This window comes from Litorimonas cladophorae (genome assembly GCF_014652455.1).
GTDB lineage: Bacteria > Pseudomonadota > Alphaproteobacteria > Caulobacterales > Maricaulaceae > Litorimonas > Litorimonas cladophorae.
Map to the genome: position 1 here is coordinate 622,416 of NZ_BMYV01000002.1, position 16,293 is coordinate 638,708.

General features: G+C 48.2%; 13 protein-coding genes. 7 read left to right on the forward strand and 6 right to left on the reverse strand.

The window, feature by feature from the left end; translation table 11 throughout:
• The first annotated feature begins 124 nt into the window (after positions 1-124).
• The gene (locus IE073_RS10625; RefSeq protein WP_233350010.1) at positions 125-1,624 is read left to right on the forward strand and encodes a tryptophan halogenase family protein; all 1,500 of its coding nucleotides are present in this window, start codon (positions 125-127) and stop codon (positions 1,622-1,624) included.
• On the opposite strand, the gene IE073_RS10630 is transcribed toward IE073_RS10625, so the two are convergent.
• Entirely contained in the window at positions 1,621-3,135 is a 1,515-nt protein-coding gene (locus IE073_RS10630; RefSeq protein ID WP_189585463.1) for a tryptophan halogenase family protein, read from the reverse strand. The genes IE073_RS10625 and IE073_RS10630 overlap by 4 nt on opposite strands.
• 130 nt (positions 3,136-3,265) lie before the next feature.
• Here IE073_RS10630 and IE073_RS10635 point away from each other — a divergent pair, with 130 nt between their 5' ends.
• The 5 genes from IE073_RS10635 to IE073_RS10655 all read left to right on the forward strand — a co-directional run bounded on the left by IE073_RS10635 (position 3,266) and on the right by IE073_RS10655 (position 9,365).
• The gene (locus IE073_RS10635; protein ID WP_189585466.1) at positions 3,266-5,416 is read left to right on the forward strand and encodes a glycoside hydrolase family 97 protein; all 2,151 of its coding nucleotides are present in this window, start codon (positions 3,266-3,268) and stop codon (positions 5,414-5,416) included.
• Positions 5,413-6,348 (forward strand): alpha/beta hydrolase, encoded by a 936-nt coding sequence (locus IE073_RS10640; protein ID WP_189585469.1) that lies wholly within the window; start codon positions 5,413-5,415, stop codon positions 6,346-6,348. The genes IE073_RS10635 and IE073_RS10640 overlap by 4 nt, the downstream gene beginning before the upstream one ends.
• A gap of 68 nt (positions 6,349-6,416) precedes the next feature.
• Positions 6,417-7,736: an alpha-amylase family glycosyl hydrolase gene (locus IE073_RS10645; RefSeq protein ID WP_233350012.1), complete on the forward strand. Its 1,320-nt coding sequence runs from the start codon at positions 6,417-6,419 to the stop codon at positions 7,734-7,736.
• Positions 7,723-8,385, forward strand: a complete 663-nt coding sequence (locus tag IE073_RS10650; protein ID WP_189585475.1) for a DUF6445 family protein — start codon at positions 7,723-7,725, stop codon at positions 8,383-8,385. The genes IE073_RS10645 and IE073_RS10650 overlap by 14 nt, the downstream gene beginning before the upstream one ends.
• 533 nt (positions 8,386-8,918) lie before the next feature.
• Positions 8,919-9,365 (forward strand): hypothetical protein, encoded by a 447-nt coding sequence (locus IE073_RS10655; RefSeq protein WP_189585478.1) that lies wholly within the window; start codon positions 8,919-8,921, stop codon positions 9,363-9,365.
• Between the two features lie 174 nt (positions 9,366-9,539).
• Here the strand turns inward: IE073_RS10655 and IE073_RS10665 are convergent, their stop codons facing one another.
• Genes IE073_RS10665 through IE073_RS10685 form a run of 5 tightly spaced genes read right to left on the reverse strand, consistent with a single transcriptional unit; the run spans position 9,540 to position 15,009 of the window.
• Positions 9,540-10,241 (reverse strand): IS6 family transposase, encoded by a 702-nt coding sequence (locus IE073_RS10665; protein WP_189586305.1) that lies wholly within the window; start codon positions 10,239-10,241, stop codon positions 9,540-9,542.
• Between the two features lie 52 nt (positions 10,242-10,293).
• On the reverse strand, positions 10,294-11,307 hold the full coding sequence (gene galE, locus IE073_RS10670) for a UDP-glucose 4-epimerase GalE (protein ID WP_189585481.1): 1,014 nt from the start codon (positions 11,305-11,307) through the stop codon (positions 10,294-10,296).
• Between the two features lies 1 nt (position 11,308).
• Complete coding sequence (gene glpD / locus IE073_RS10675; RefSeq protein ID WP_189585483.1) at positions 11,309-12,826, reverse strand: glycerol-3-phosphate dehydrogenase; 1,518 nt, start codon at positions 12,824-12,826, stop codon at positions 11,309-11,311.
• A gap of 33 nt (positions 12,827-12,859) precedes the next feature.
• Positions 12,860-13,924, reverse strand: a complete 1,065-nt coding sequence (galK, locus tag IE073_RS10680; protein ID WP_189585486.1) for a galactokinase — start codon at positions 13,922-13,924, stop codon at positions 12,860-12,862.
• A 2-nt stretch (positions 13,925-13,926) separates the two neighbouring features.
• Positions 13,927-15,009, reverse strand: coding sequence for a galactose-1-phosphate uridylyltransferase (locus IE073_RS10685; RefSeq protein WP_189585489.1), 1,083 nt, complete (start codon positions 15,007-15,009; stop codon positions 13,927-13,929).
• Positions 15,010-15,188: 179 nt separating this feature from the next.
• Here IE073_RS10685 and IE073_RS10690 point away from each other — a divergent pair, with 179 nt between their 5' ends.
• Positions 15,189-15,968, forward strand: a complete 780-nt coding sequence (locus tag IE073_RS10690) for a DeoR/GlpR family DNA-binding transcription regulator (RefSeq protein ID WP_189585492.1) — start codon at positions 15,189-15,191, stop codon at positions 15,966-15,968.
• Positions 15,969-16,293 lie beyond the last annotated feature (325 nt).

Sequence of the window (16,293 nt, forward strand, 5' to 3'; positions counted from 1 at the left end):
TTATAGAGCAGTTCCCCTCAAGTTACTGTTTTAACCTTGCCGCCCGCGCTTTATGCGTTGGCGGCATTTTTTTTACTGTACGGCATTTAATTGCACTGAAGCTCTACCGCGCTAGGATGTGATCATGAACGACCCTATCCAAAAAGTTGTTATTGTAGGCGGCGGCACGTCAGGTTGGATTGCGGCCGCGTCGCTCTCGAAATACCTGGGCGACACAGTCAAAATCACACTCGTCGAATCTGATGCTATAGGCACAGTTGGAGTTGGGGAGGCGACAATCCCGCAAATCCGAAAGTTAAACGGGAGCCTCGGACTTGACGAAGCGGAATTCGTCCGTGCCACCCGGGGAAGCTTCAAACTTGGCATTGAGTTTAATGACTGGGGTAATCTCGGTGAGAGCTATTTACATACATTCGGCGATCCGGGGCTCGATTTAGCAGGCCTCAAGTTTCACCATTATTGGCTTCGCGCAAAATTACTCGGTGGATCAAACGCCTCACTCTGGGATTACTCTCTCCACCACCGCGCCGCATATGCACATAAATTTGCGCCAATCCAACGCGTTGGAAACACACAAATGGGCGGACTGTCTTACGCTTATCATTTTGATGCGGGGCTGTATGCGAGGCATCTACGAACGTTTTCTGAGAGATTGGGTGTCAATCGCCAGGAAGGCCGCGTGGTTGACGTGAGCTTAGATGCTGAAAGTGGATTTATAAATTCTGTAAAGCTGGAGTCTGGCGATTATATTGAGGGCGACCTTTTCATTGATTGCTCAGGATTTCGCGGTCTTTTGATTGGCGGTGCTCTGGAAGTAGGATATGAAGATTGGTCTGAATACCTTCCGTGCAACCGCGCCGTTGCGGCAGCCTGTGAAAGCGCGGGGCCTCTGCTGCCGTACACTCAATCAACAGCCCGAGAGGCGGGATGGCAATGGCGCATTCCGTTACAGCACCGGACTGGAAATGGTCATGTTTATTGCGATGGGTTTACCACGCAGGCGGACGCGACTGATCGCCTTGTTGAGAATTTAGACGGGGACATCATTGGCACGCCAAAGCAACTCTCATTCACCACTGGCCGTCGCCGCGAATTTTGGTCAAAGAATTGCGTATCCCTCGGTCTGTCATCTGGTTTCTTGGAACCTCTTGAATCGACTTCCATTCACTTCGTGCAAAGCCATGTTTCCCGCCTCTTGGAGTACTTTCCTGATAGGAACTGTGGCGTAGCTAACCGGGCCGAATACAATCGGATCGTTGGGAAGGAGTTTGCGCTCGTCCGCGATTTCTTGGTTCTACATTATAAGCAAACCCAACGTGATGATACGGAATTTTGGCGGTATTGCCGTAACATGGTGGTGCCAGACAGCTTGGCTCATAAGATGGAGCTGTTCCAGGAAACGGGTCACATCTACCGTGAGATTGATGATATCTTTCGGGAAAGCAGTTGGGTTCAGGTCATGGTCGGGCAGGGTCTAATGCCTAGGTCTTACCATCGTATGGCGGATAGGTTGAGCAGCGATAAGTTAGAGCATTTTTTAACTGACGTGGACGCGCTCATTTCAAAAACTGTTCAGCCCTTGCCGACACACGCAGAGTTCATTGCAAAAAATGTAACGGTTTAGTTGTTCCCAATTAGATTACGGATGGCTTCAGCATGCGTAGGCATGGTGTCTGTAGCGACCGTAATCGCATCTTTTACTTGGGCAAAGCGAGTGCTTACAGGGATGCCGCGTTCTGCGGCTCTGCCTGACAGTCCAGGCGCGCGTTTTGGGAAAACGCCTTGACCGATGAGAACGGCCAACCAGCTTGGCTTTCCGAATAGCTCCCGGCCGTCCAGTGAAATGACGCCATTTTCGCGGAAGTGATCTATTTTAAACTGAAGGCTCTCGGAAACTTCCAAAGCTGCCATCTCTTTCCAAAACGGTTCGTCTCTTTCATTGGCGATATAATGTAACACAAGAAAGTCTCGTATGCGTTCATACTCTGCCACTGTTAGGCGATTATATTCTTCTGCTAAAAGCGGCGACATTTCAGTATCGGGGAACAAGGTCAGAAGACGCATAATTGCGAATTGAATGAGGTGAAGTGACGTAGACTCCAATGGCTCCATAAACCCAGCTGAGAGACCCACTGCTACACAATTTTTTTTCCAAAATTTGTTCCGGCGTCCCGTTAGGAAACGCAAGTGTTTTGCGTCTGCCAATGGTGCGCCGTCCAGGTTATCTCGTAGGACTTGCTCGGCTTTCTCTGCCGTCGAAAAACGATCGCAATAGACGTAGCCGTTCCCGGTTCGATGCTGCAACGGAATGCGCCATTGCCACCCGGCCTCTCGGCATGTGGATCGAGTATAGGGTAGGGGTTCGCCCTTGCTTTCAGATGGAATAGCAACCGCTCGATTACACGGCAGCCATCGTGACCAATCCTCGTATCCCGTCTTCATGGCCCCTTCAATCAACACCCCGATAAATCCAGTACAGTCTAGGAAGAGATCGCCTTCAATAGATTGGTTGTTGTCCAAACTGACGTTTAGAATATGGCCGTTTTCGGGATCTAACGCTACATCAGTAACGCGGGCCTCCAATCGGGTGACGCCCCGGGCTTCCGCATATGTTCTTAGAAAGGCCGCATAGCGCGTCGCGTCAAAATGATAAGCATAGTCTAACCGAGATTGAACTTGCCGAGGGTCCCGGTTGGGATGTGCGAAGCGCCCGGATTTAGACGCGGCATAGCAAATGCTGTAATCGTCCAATGGCCCGGCTGAACGGCCATGGATGTGGTCAGACAACCAATAGTGATGGAAAGGAACGTGGGCATCAAAATCCGCACCGTAATGCCCAAAGGGGTGAAAATAACTTTCCCCTTCTTTTGTCCAGCCGGCGAACTCAATTCCTAATTTGAAACTGCCCTGAGTGGCACGGACAAAGTCAGCTTCAGAAATGCCTAGGCGTTGATTGAACTTGCGTATCGGCGGGATTGTTGCTTCCCCAACGCCGACGGTGCCAATGGCTTCGCTTTCGATAAGCGTGATGTTCGCAGAATTGCCCAAGGCGTTTGAGAGAGCTGCAGCACTCATCCAGCCTGCGGATCCACCTCCGACAATTACGATACGTCTGATTTGCTTGCCCGATTTCATAACATGAAGGTGTCATATTTTACAAATTTTGCAATAAAAAAACACGATATTATTGGTAATACTGGCAATTAGCTTCCAATTATTGCAAAAATATGTAAAGGAAATGAAAATTATAAAGGGGAGGCCCAATATGTCCATCCGCATAGCCGCTTTGCTGAGTGCAGCCGTAATACTGACCGCCTGTGCGGAGGCCAAATCTGAATTTGTCGAAGCCTCTAAAGCGACAAGCCAAGAGGCGGTGAGGAATGAAGTTATGGAATCCGCCAGCGTCTCCAGTCCTGATGGTGAAATAAATGTGCGCGTGTTTACCGAAGGCGGCCTATTGAAATATGCAGTTAGCTTCGCAGGCGAAGATGCGGTTGCGCCGTCTCGTCTCGGATTGCGCTTCGCGGAAGGATTTGGTCCTGATGCGAATATTGAAATCATGGGCATTGAAAAGAGCAATGTGGATTTAAGTTGGGAGCAGCCTTGGGGTGAGCGCCGTACTGTGCGCGACACGCATCAAGAACTATTCATAGAAGCTAGGCGCGCCACTGGAAGTAACGCCCCAGGCATAAGATTCAATATCCGTGTTCGCGCTTTTGATGATGGTATTGGGTTTCGATATGAAGTTCCGAAACAGGCCGCATTACCTGCGGCAGTTTCTGTCATAGATGAACTCACGGAATTCAATCTAGGGAGGGACACCGAAAGCTGGTGGATTCCCTCGCGCATGTATAATCGCTATGAATATCTTTATCGAAACACGCCTGTTTCAGATATTCAAATGGCGCACACGCCCGCGACGTTTCGCAAGCAAAACGGCACGCACCTTTCTATCCACGAGGCCGCTCTGGTCAATTATTCCGGTATGAGTCTCGAACAAGAGCGTGAAGGTATATTGGAGGCTTCATTGGCACCGCGTAGTGACGGGAAAAAAGTTGTCACGTCTCTGCCCATGATAACCCCTTGGCGTACGATCCAAATCGGAGGTCAAGCTGTCGATTTGATCAATTCGGATATTATTCTCAATTTGAATGAACCGAATGCGCTCGGCGACGTGTCGTATTTTAAACCTGGAAAATACGCAGGAATTTGGTGGGACCAGCATGTTCGAAATGGCACGTGGGGCGTCAAACAAGGCGATGTGGAGGGTCTTCATGCTGCGACGACCAACCGGACGAAACGCTATATGGATTTTGCGGCTGAGAACGGATTTGTGGGCGTTCTGGTTGAAGGATGGAATATTGGTTGGGATGATGATTGGTTCAATAATGGCGACGTTTTCTCTTTCACTGAAACCTATGACGATTTCGACATCGAAGCCGTTGCGGCCTATGGCGAAAAAGTCGGGACGCGCCTGATTGGCCATCACGAAACATCAGGCAATATTTCCAACTATGAGGATCAATTAGAAGACGCGCTGGACCTATACCAAGCCAGCGGAGTGAGGGTCATCAAATCTGGCTATGTTGCGGATGACGGGAATATCAAACGTATCGACGAAAACGGTGTGCCCCGTTATGAATATCACGATAGTCAACATCAGGTGGACCACCACCTAAAGGTCGTCAAGCGCGCCCATGACCATCAGATTGCAATGAATCCGCATGAACCTGTAAAGGACACTGGGCTTAGAAGAACCTATCCAAATTGGGTCAGCCGCGAAGGCGCCCGAGGACAGGAGTTTAACGCTTGGGGCGTTCCGCCAAATGGTCCTGATCATGTCACAAATTTGATCTTCACGCGCATGCTGTCGGGGCCGATGGATTATACGGCTGGCGCATTTATTTTGCGACCAAATGAAGTTCCTCCTGTACGAAAGGACTTTCCGCGCAACAGCCCAAAATCTCGGATTGAACATACCTTGGCCAAAGAGCTCGCTCTTTATGTTGTGCTCTATTCTCCAATTCAGATGGTTGTCGATACGCCTGAAGAATATGCAAAGCGGCCTGATGCATTTCAGTTTATAAAAGATGTTCCGACCGATTGGGAAGAGAGTATTGCGATCGACGGTTCCGTAGGCGACTTTGCAGTCATCGCGCGCAAGGACCGAAATAGCGACGATTGGTACGTCGGTGCTGTCACAAATGCAGACGCTCGCGACATCACGTTCGATGAACTCTTTTTTTTAGATGATGGGGATTATGAAGCTCAAATCTATGCGGATGGCGCTAAGGCTGATTACGAGGACAACCCTTATGCCATGGACATCCGCACACAGCGTGTGACGAGGGAGAGCGCCTTGTCGCTTCGGTTGGCCCGTTCGGGTGGATTTGCTATTCGGTTCCGCAAGCTATGAGCCGCTGGTTGGCCGTCTTACTCGCCAGCATGGCGATCTCCGCCTGTACCTCTGTCTCTGATGTAAATACCGAAACAGCCGTTGATCCTGCATCTATGGCTGGTGACTTTAAAGGCGTCACGGGAACTGTGGAGCGATTGACATTGTCGTCGGATTTGGTCGCGCCGAGGGACATAGAAATTTGGCTGCCTGCGTCTTACGGCTCATCGCCTGACCGGAGTTACCCTGTTCTCTATATGCATGACGGTCAAAACGTTTTCGATCCTTCGCAATCTAAATATTCGGGCTGGGACTGGGGCGTGGATGAAGCTTTGATGGCCCTGGAAATCGAAGCTATAGTGGTTGCCCTGCATAGCGTAGATGAAACGCGCAATGCAGATTATTTCCCACAGAAAGCTCACATTAAAAATCCAGAGAGGTCGAGCAACTTGGGGGATGATATTGGCCAGTTAAATGCGGACAACTATTTGCGTTATTTGACCGAAGTTGTGAAACCGCATATTGATACAGCTTATCGAACGCGCCCGGGCCGTGAAGAGACTTCTATCATGGGCAGCTCAATGGGCGGGTTAATCTCCCTCTATGCGATTAGCGAATATCCGGATGTATTTGGCGCGGCCGGAATGGTGTCGCCGCATTTTCCTTTGGCGGATGGCGCGTTGGTTTCCTATTTTTCCGAGCGTTTACCTGACCCCGCAACGCATCGACTCTATTTCGACTATGGTACACGCACGCTTGATCACAACTACGAAGGCTATCAAGACCGCATGGACAAGAGCGTAATTTCGGCCGGGTTTGAGCGTGGTAAGAATTGGACGACGCGAAAATTTGAGGGCCACGATCATTCCGAACGAGCGTGGCGAAACCGCGTACATATTCCATTGCAATTCTTATTGCTGGGAAAAAATACTGAAGGTGGAGAAGAGCGATGAGAAAATTTTTCCTTTTGTCGGTGGCCGCACTTACTCTTGCGGCCTGTGGGGTAGACAAGAGTGAAACGATGACTCAGGCCCTAGGCACGACCTCCAAATCCATTAATTTTTCTCAGGCTAAAACGCCCGAATGGGCAAGAAACGCCGTCATCTACCAAATCAATACGCGGCAGTATTCTGAATCAGGAACATTTGCCGCGGTTGAGGCTGATCTCGCGCGTATCAAGGCGCTTGGGGTAGATGTCCTTTGGTTGATGCCAATTCACCCCATTGGAGAGAAGAAACGTAAGGGGTCGATGGGCAGTCCCTATGCCGTCAAAGATTTTCGTTCTGTGAATCCTGATCTGGGGACGCTCGAGGATTTCAAGTCTCTGGTGAATACAGCTCATGCCCTTGATATGAAAGTCATCATCGACTGGGTGGCGAACCATACAGCGTGGGATAATCATCTGATCAGGGATCAGCCTGACTGGTTTACGCAGGATGAGGCGGGTCAGATGCGGCATCCAAAAGACACGGATTGGCTGGATGTGGCCGATTTGGATTACACGCGGCAAGGATTGCGCGATTATATGAAGGAGTCCCTGCTATATTGGGTGAGTGACGTGGGCATTGACGGCTATCGCTGTGACGTGGCGGGCATGGTGCCAACCGATTTTTGGGAAGATGTTCGTCTGGCATTAGATGGGATCAAACCCGTCTTTATGCTCGCAGAGTGGCAAGAACCTGAGCTTCACAACAGTGCTTTTGATGCCAGCTATGCGTGGCGTTGGAAGGAAATCATGCAAGACATTGTCAATGGCCAAGCCAGAGCGCAGGACATGGCTGACTATTACACGGATTATCAGAATAATTGGCCGAAAGGCGCTATGCGAATGGCCTACACGTCAAACCATGACCAAAATACGTGGGACGGTATCCCTCAAGATATTTATGGCGATGCCTATGAAGCGGCGATAGTATTATCTTTCACAGGTGAGGGCATCCCGCTAATTTACTCTGGGCAAGAATGTGCAAACACTAAGAGATTGGAATTCTTCGAGAAGGACTTGATTCAGTGGCGCTGCGATGATCCATTGAACGGCCTTTTCCGGGACTTGGTTCAACTTAAAACAGATAACCCAGTTTTGCATAATGGAGCATGGGGTGCCCGAGCGAAGGTGGTTGAGAATTCGAAGCCTCAAAAAATCTTCACTTTTATTCGTCACAAAGAAGATAACGCTGTGTTTGTCGTGGTGAACTTATCCGATCAAACACAGAAATTTCAAATCTCCGATGGCTTGACACTCGCGCAGTATTCGACGTTCCCCACAAATTCGCCTGTAACACTAACCGGTAAAGATTTGTCGCTGCCGCCTTGGGGCTGGTCTATTTATGTTCGAAATTAAATATGTTGGAAACTCGGAAGAACCCGTCGTCATTATCGATGACTTTCATCCTGATCTAGATGCGCTTCGGGCAGCTGCCGTAAATGCGCCCTTTGCACGTCACGCAAAGTTTTATCCAGGTGTTCAGGCGCCCGCCGATCCTGTACATTTACAGCCAGTCGCCCAGTGCCTGACAAAGGCCCTAAAAGAGGTCTTCTGCCTTCAACGCGGCGTCAGCCTTGTTCAATGCAACTATTCATTAGTGACGACCAAAGATGCTAAGCTGTCGCCAATACAGCGATTACCACATGTAGATACACTCGACCCGGGACGATTTGCATTGCTGCATTATTTAGCCGGATCCGAACAGGGCGGGACTGCATTCTATCGCCACCGTGCCACGAAATTATACGTTCTTTCAGAGAAAAACTACGACCATTATAAAAAGACTTTGGAGGAGGAGGGCTTCCCCAAGGCGGGTTATATGCGCGGCAGTGATGATAGATTCGAGTTGATTGGTCATGTGGAGGCAAAGCCAAACCGGGCTGTTCTCTACCGCTCTGCGCTCCTGCATTCTGGATTCATCCCCCAGGGTGCAGAGCTTTCCTCAAAACCAGCTCTGGGACGCCTGACCCTAAACAGTTTTTTTCAAGTTAAGCCGTCAGTCTGAGTTATTCCAGCGCATCTGATGCAAAGGTGACATTGGCGATAATAAACTTAAACTATAAGAGCCCGGCTCGTAAAATATTCAAACCACCGTATTCAGTAGGTGGAATGAAGGGAATTCAAGCGCCGCTAAGGCTAGGGGATTTTTTTAGAGAATTACGGTGTCCTCACACACCGCAGCGTAGAAATAATCAAATAAAACAATTTCTTAAAGCTGTTAAATTTTTTGTGTCGCATGCCAGCTTTTTGTTGCACCTGATTTCAACGGCAACTTGGGCAGGTTTCAGAGTTGGAAGCTTAATGGGGCTTCTATGCGCTACTTGTATGTGAGGCTCGTAAGTCCGTCTGAATGAGCCAATGGTAGGCAGGTAGCATGTGATAAATCAAAGTTGTTAATGCAAACTTTGGATGTATTTTTTAAAAACACACGGAATCGTTTTGACAGAGCTAACAAAATTATAAATCCCTAAGTCACGTTAGTGAGAATTGCAACTTTTGCATCCTGTATTTGGGATCTGAAGTCGCTCGGAGATGATTATGCAAAAAGATCAAAAACAAAAAAGTGCTGTTCTCAAGCCTCATTTGTACGTCTCTGATGATTTAGAACCTTTAGAAGCATTGGATTTAATTTATCCATTTGAAAAAGTTACTGATGATAATCAGTATGAATATGAAGTTGTTTTTGGGTCTTTGACTATCTCTGGATTTAAAGAGGTGATTCCTGTGGTATCGAAATGGCTGTGTGATATTACTCCTGATGAAAATGGATACCCTATTGGCGCCAGTAGTAATTTAATGGGGGCGTTCGATTTCTATATTACACAAGAATATTTCTTTAATAATATTGTGAAGCCTTCAGTAAGTGAACTGTCTCCTATTGAATGTCATGAAATGAGAGACTTGATCAACAAGGTTCTGCAAACAAGCCATTTAGATTTACGTGATCGGGCCAGTTTTAAAAAGTTTTTGAATCTAGTAACTTAGGCAAAGAATATAAGAGTTTTATTCTAAAACCCTGCCTGACGGTCAAAATCTCCATTATCACTATGATGATCAAGGTCGCCTGATCGCAGAAACAGATGCCGTTACGGGTGAAGCCGTGCGGGAAGGCTTTGTCACGTTAACGGCACCAAGTCTGTTTTTCTGTAATTTAGAACTTTAAGGACACATTGATGCCGACGCTAAGTTCCAGTTCAGGTTGGCTTGGTGTCTGAACTTCCGGAGTGTATCCCTTGTAATGAGGTGGCGTCGATAGTTGAAAAGATTGTAAATTTGAGCGTGAGCCGAAAGCAACTTTTGAGCTTTATGGACTGATTTGAATCTCTGTGATTTTCGTTTTCTTCGCCGGATAGGAACGTGTGAACATTCGGCACGGTTGTTCTTTCGACCTCCAACGTCTTGCAAATGTTTCATCCCTAGAAGCTTGAGCGCTGCACCGTACGAACCAAGTCTATCGGTCACTATTCTTGTAGGCTTGATACCTTGGTTTTTCAGCAGTTTCCGCAGCCAGCGCAGCGCTGCTTTTGTATTACGTCGTCTTTGCACAACTACATCTAATACTGTGCCTTCTTCATCGACGGCTCGCCAGAGATAGACCATCTCGCCGTCTATTTTCGTATAAACTTCGTCTAAATGCCAAGCAGGCGAGGGTGGTTCGGCTCGCAACTTTATCCGCTTTGCATATGTAGATCCAAACTTATCAACCCACCTTCTTATCGTTTCATAAGACACATCGACGCCGCGTTCGGTCATCAGCTCTTCGACATCGCGGAAGCTAAGGTTGAACCGAAAATACATCCAGACGTCACGTTTGATTATATCGGGATGGAAGCGATGCCGGGCGTAAATTGACGTTTTCAGCGCTATGTCTTAGCGGAATGTCTGGAAACTGGCATCAACGTGACAAAGTCGTTTAATCATGGTTCCACTTTTGAGAATGAAAACGCCAAGCCGTTTTTATGATATTTGTGATATCGGAGTGAGACGGAGTAAAGCCAAGGACTGCTTTTGCACGGCCGCTATCGGCGTATAACTTAGTGACATCTCCTGCTCGGGGTGGTGCGGCATCAAAGGGTACGGCAAGCCCGGTGACAGCCTCGACAGTCTTTAAAATTTCTAGGTTACTAATGGGACGGCCTGTACCAATGTTCACCTCCGCATGCGTCAGACCTTTATCAAACGCAAATTCGGACAATATGTGAGCTTCAGCTATGTCATTAACGTGAATGTAGTCTCGCAAGCATGTTCCGTCTGGCGTCTGGTAATTTGTGCCGAAAATTTTCATCTTTGGACGGCGCCCGGCGGCCGCCTCTAAAGCGATTGGAATTAGGTGGGTCTCTGGATTGTGCTCTTCACCGATGAGGCCACTTTCGTCGGCGCCTGAAGCGTTGAAGTACCGGAGCGTGACATATTTCAAATCATATGCTTTGTGAAAGCTCTGAATCATATGTTCAATTGCTAGCTTGGTTTTGCCGTAAACGCTAACGGGGTTTTGTAGTTCCGTTTCGACTAGAGGCATATTTTGTGTTTCGCCGTAGGTCGCGCAGGTCGACGAAAATATCAATCTATCGGCTTGGGTTTCATTCATAGCCAGAAGCAAGTTCAACGCTGCCGAGACGTTGTTGTCGTAAAATTGGGCAGGCTCTTTTTCTCCAGTGCCGACTTCAATAGAGCTGGCCAAGTGAATGACTGTTTTCACATGCTCATAGTGATTGAAAGCTTGCGATGTAGCTTCTCTATCTCGCAAATCTACATCGACAAGGGGACCCCATTGCACCGCATGCGCGTGGCCCGCTGACAAGTTGTCGAATGTAATTGGGACCCCCCCCAGATCAGCAATGGATTTGCAAACGTGGCTGCCGATATACCCTGCCCCACCAGCGACGATAAAATCTCGGCCAGCGAGTGTTTGATGAGGTGACGTCATTTTAAATCTCGTCCAGCGTTGTGGGGCTGTTAGGTCTATGGGTTTTTTCAAACCATTTTTTGAAGTCAAATTGTTCCGATGGCGTCATGTGAAGCCCCGATTTGGTTCGCCGCCAAAGGACGTCATCGGCAGCCTTTGCCCATTCATACTCAACAAGATAGTTTGCTTCGGCTTCTGTTAGCACAGGGCCAAACCGCTGTCCTAAATTCCCACAACAATTTTCAAGTAATTTTTCCGCGCGCGTTCCGTAGGCTCGACCGAGGTGTTTGAGGATGGTAAAATCAATGGCCGAGTATTTGATTTTCAATCCCTCGTAAAACTCATCGAAGTCCGCGTCTTTAATATCTCCGCCAGGGAGTATGGCATCCCGTGTCCACGGTTCTGACTTTGTCTTTAGATAGGAGGAAAGTTTTTCGAGAACATGTTCGGCAAGTTTTCTTGAGGTCGTGATCTTGCCCCCATAGATAGATAAAAACGGCGCATTCTCAGAAAACTCATCAATTTTTAATACGTAATCTCGAGTGACCGCAGATGCATCGCTATTCTTATCGTCAAAGAGAGGACGTACCCCTGAGTAGGTCCAGACGATTTCTAACGGTGTTACTGGCTTTCTGAAATACTCGCTAGCGGATTCACACAAATAGATTTTTTCCTCTTCGGAAATTTCAACGACTCGGTCGCTGGGCTCATACGGATTATCGGTTGTCCCAATAAGAGTGTAATCACTTTCATAGGGTATTGCGAAAATAATACGATCGTCAGAGTTTTGAAAAATGTAGCAATGATCACCATCGAATAGCTTTTTAGTCACAATATGACTGCCCTTCACAAGCCGAAGTTCGGCTGTGCTTTTTCCTGGTTTCATCTTTTGCAGGATATCTTCGACCCAAGGTCCAGCTGCATTTACGACGGCCTTTGCATGTATGGTACTGGATTTTTCATTCTCGTATACCTCCGCTTCGTATCCGTCGTGCATCGCCTTTATCGTTTTTACTGTTGTCTGTGTTCTTATTCGAGCACCCCGTTCATGAGCATCTACTGCATTTAATGTGACGAGACGCGCGTCTTCCACCCAGCAATCTGAGTATTCGAACCCTTTGGTCAGACGTGAACGCAGTTGGCCTTTAAAGGGACCAGATTGCAGATTGACTGTCGTCGTAGCAGGGAGAATTTTTCGCCCTCCCAAATGGTCATAAATAAACAGCCCTAAGCGTAATAGCCAAGCTGGACGAAGGCCTTTGTCATACGGAAGTATAAATCGCAGGGGCCAAATAACGTGCGGCGCGGAGCGTAAAAGGACCTCACGTTCTTGAAGAGCTTTGCGCACCAGTCCGAACTCGAAATATTCTAAATAGCGAAGCCCACCATGGATTAACTTTGTACTGGCAGAGGAGGTGTGGCTCGCGAGATCGTCCCTTTCACACAGAACGACGGAGAGACCTCGGCCTGCAGCATCTCGCGCAATCGCGGTTCCGTTGATACCGCCGCCGATGATTAATAAGTCAAAAGAACTGGTCATAGCTTTAACCTGAAAAGCGGCGTTGTTCGTAAATTAACAGACAAGAAAGGCGTCGGTATGTTTGGATAAGAGCTCACTCTGCCATGCTTGACGTTTGCCTCGTTCGATACATGCTACGATGCAGCCTCCGAAACCGCCTCCGGTTTGACGCGCACCTATACCGCCAAACGAAATGGCGTCCGCGACTAAAGCATCGACAGGTGGAATGGTAATTTCGAAGTCTTCTCGCATGGAGACGTGGCTTTCATTCATCAGCTCACCTAGCCGAGAAATATGACTGTCGCGCAAACAGGTTACCGCTTCAACTGTCCGTCGGTGTTCCGTCATACAGTGCCGCGCGCGGCGCCGAAGAGTGTTTGGAAGCGAGCTGAGACTCGCAAATTCTACATCGGTCATTTGACAGATGTTTTCGCGCCCCAAGGCTACCTTGATCGCATCACATTCTTCCTTGCGCTCCTTATAACGCCCCTCATTCAGTTGCCTGAATTGCCCTGAATGGATAACTGCCATGTCATGGGTCGTGGGAAGATCAATAAGCTGGTAGTTCAGGGTATTTGTATCGAGCGCCAAGGCTTGTCCTGGATGGGCGATGGCAACGGCCATTTGATCCATGATCCCACATGGCATCCCAATATATTCATTTTCAACGCGACGGGCGAGAATAGCGATCTCTTTTTCAGAACTAGTACTGCCAGCCAAGTCTCGGGCTAACTTCAAAAGACCAACGGTAACAGCCGCTGAAGATGAAATTCCGGCGCCAAATGGCAAATTTGTTTCAACAGCAATATCCGCGCCGCGCTTTAGATATCCGGCCTCAATCGCCATCTTGACTGCGCCCACAATATAGTCAGACCAATGGTCATTTGGTGCGTCGTCAGTTTTCCGCCTGGCCAAATCTTCAAATTTGTCCGACCAAATCTGAATTCTATCATCATTCCGTGGGCTGAATGCGATGCTGACACCAAGAGGCAAAGCCGTTGGTAAAACCATACCTCCATTGTAATCTGTATGCTCGCCAATTAGATTGACACGTCCGGGGGTAAAGCCACTTATCTGGGCTTTCTTATCGAACACTTTTTCGAAACGCTGGGCAATCATATCTAAAGAGCTCTTAAGGTTTTTGCCGCCATCTCGGGCATAACATCTACCGTGAATGCCCCAGTGGATTGCTCGACGGATGCGAGATATTTCACTCGCCCAGGCGCGCGTAAAAGGGGGTAGAATTGCGCAGTGAAATGAAAGCGATCATCTGCGCTGCGCGGGGCTGCGTGCAGAGAAAGCATATAAGCAGTTGGTCGTTGGAAAAACTCATCATATCTTCGGGTTACGTCGCCTAGCAGGTGAGCAAAACCATCAAGTTGATCAGAGGAGAAATCCCAAGGTCCGCGGGTGCACTTATCGGGTGCAATCCAAGTTTCGAAAGGGAAACGAGCGAAGGGTGGGCAAAAAGCGGTGAGACCACCTGCGTGAGCAACGCTATAATCTTCTCTGAAGTCCTGAAGATTTGCCGCCAGGCTGTATCCTTTTCCAAAAGCATTCATGGCGTCCTGCTGGACACGCGGTACGAATGGGAAGGCATAGATTTGACCATGAGGATGGTGGAGGGTGACGCCTACCTCATCCCCTCGATTTTCAAAAGGTAGCACGAATTCAGCCCCTTGGTCATAAAGTTCTGTGTATCGGTCGTTCCATGCGGCCAAGAGCAAGCGACGCTTTTCTTGGCCCATCGAATACAAGTTTCCAAAATCTTCAGGCCCATAGACAATAACTTCGCATCTGCCCCCTGCGCGCCGCAGTTGGACACTATCAATCTCGGATGGTTGCGGAGCTTCAGAGTGAAGGCTGGTAAATTTATTTTCGAAAACCGCGAGTTCGAAATCCGTAAAAGGTATTTCCGTCGGCGCCCAGCCCAGTGCCGATGGCGCTAAAGGGTTGTTGGCGGCAGAGGGCTTAAATGTACGATTTTGGCGATGAGGCGCATATATATTCCACTCATTCCTGAGGGGGTGAAAGCGGAGCTCTCCGCCTTTAGCAACCGCACCTACATCTTCGTCCAGCGGAGGAAGAGTGTGAGGCTGATAGCCGTATAGAAACAAATCTCGGCCATCCTTTTTGACAAAGCGTCGGCGGTATACTGCCTCTCCATCAGCGGCATATCGTGAGTTTGGAGTTTTGACTGTCATCTGACTCATCATTTGCGAAAACGAACATTTTCGTAACCGTGAGGAGCATGAATGGCTAGAGAAAAAGTAGATTAGGGAGAAATTATATCCGTTCAGAGCTGAATTATGTGGCAATTTTGGACAGAATGTTCGTAAAAAACAGCTTTTGCAAAAACGAAGGTCTCTGCTAAACGAGTCGTATGAGCAAATTTGAACCGTCCAAACGTCAGTCAGCCATTTTGGAAATGGTCGCGGAGGCTGGCTTTGTGGCGACCGAAGCGATGGTGACGACCTTTAATGTAACCCCGCAAACAATTCGGCGGGACCTCAACGAGCTCAGCCGACATTCGTTTCTTTCAAGGTTTCACGGCGGCGCAGGTCAAATCAAGAGCGCAGAGAACCCGCCTTATAAAGACCGCTTGCAATCGGGTGTTGAGGCGAAACGGAAAATTGCAGCCGCTACGGCTGCTTTAATTCCCAATGGGGCTTCCATCTTTTTAAGTACTGGAACGACCATCGAGGCGATCGCAGAGGCTTTGCTTGGACACGATAAACTGCATGTATTTACCAACAATCTGCATGTTGCTAGGATATTGACAAAGAACGAAAGTTTTCAAATTATCGTATCATGTGGACAGGTAAGGCATTCGGATGGAGGTATTATTGGTTCGTCCTCCGATGACTTTATCGGTGACTTTAGAATGGATATAGGAATTGTCGGGATCAGCGGAGTTGATGAAGACGGTTCACTCCTGGAGTATGACCCTCAGGAGGTGAAGACCGCAAAGACGATCCTCCGAAATTCGCAGAAAGTTTTCATGGTGGCGGACAGGCACAAGTTTGGACGTCGTGCGATGAACCGTATCGGTCATATTAGAGAGTTGGATGTGATCATAACCGACAGTAAGTTAAATCCTCATTTCAAGAGTGTGTGTGAAGTCGAGAATGTTGAGGTGATCGTGCCTGTAGAGGTGGCCTAAAATATTCACGCATCAGGCTTTCGGCTAAATTTTCCACTCAACACCTCTTTCGCGAGCCAATTTTCCCAAATTGCAATTAAAGCATGTGCGTTTGCAAATATTATTGTGTTCCTGCAAGCTGAAGCGCGTTCAAATTTGCACGCAATTCAACGATTGATCCACTTAACATGCAAAAATCGGCAAGAAAATGGTGCAAAATTACAACAAGTTTATGAAAATGTTCGAATTAGAAGATTTTTTCTTGACGAAATCGAGCTTGAATTTAGGGTGGTCGCAAATATCGCAAAATAAGCGACGGTAACAAAACAGACCTTTGGGAGAGAAG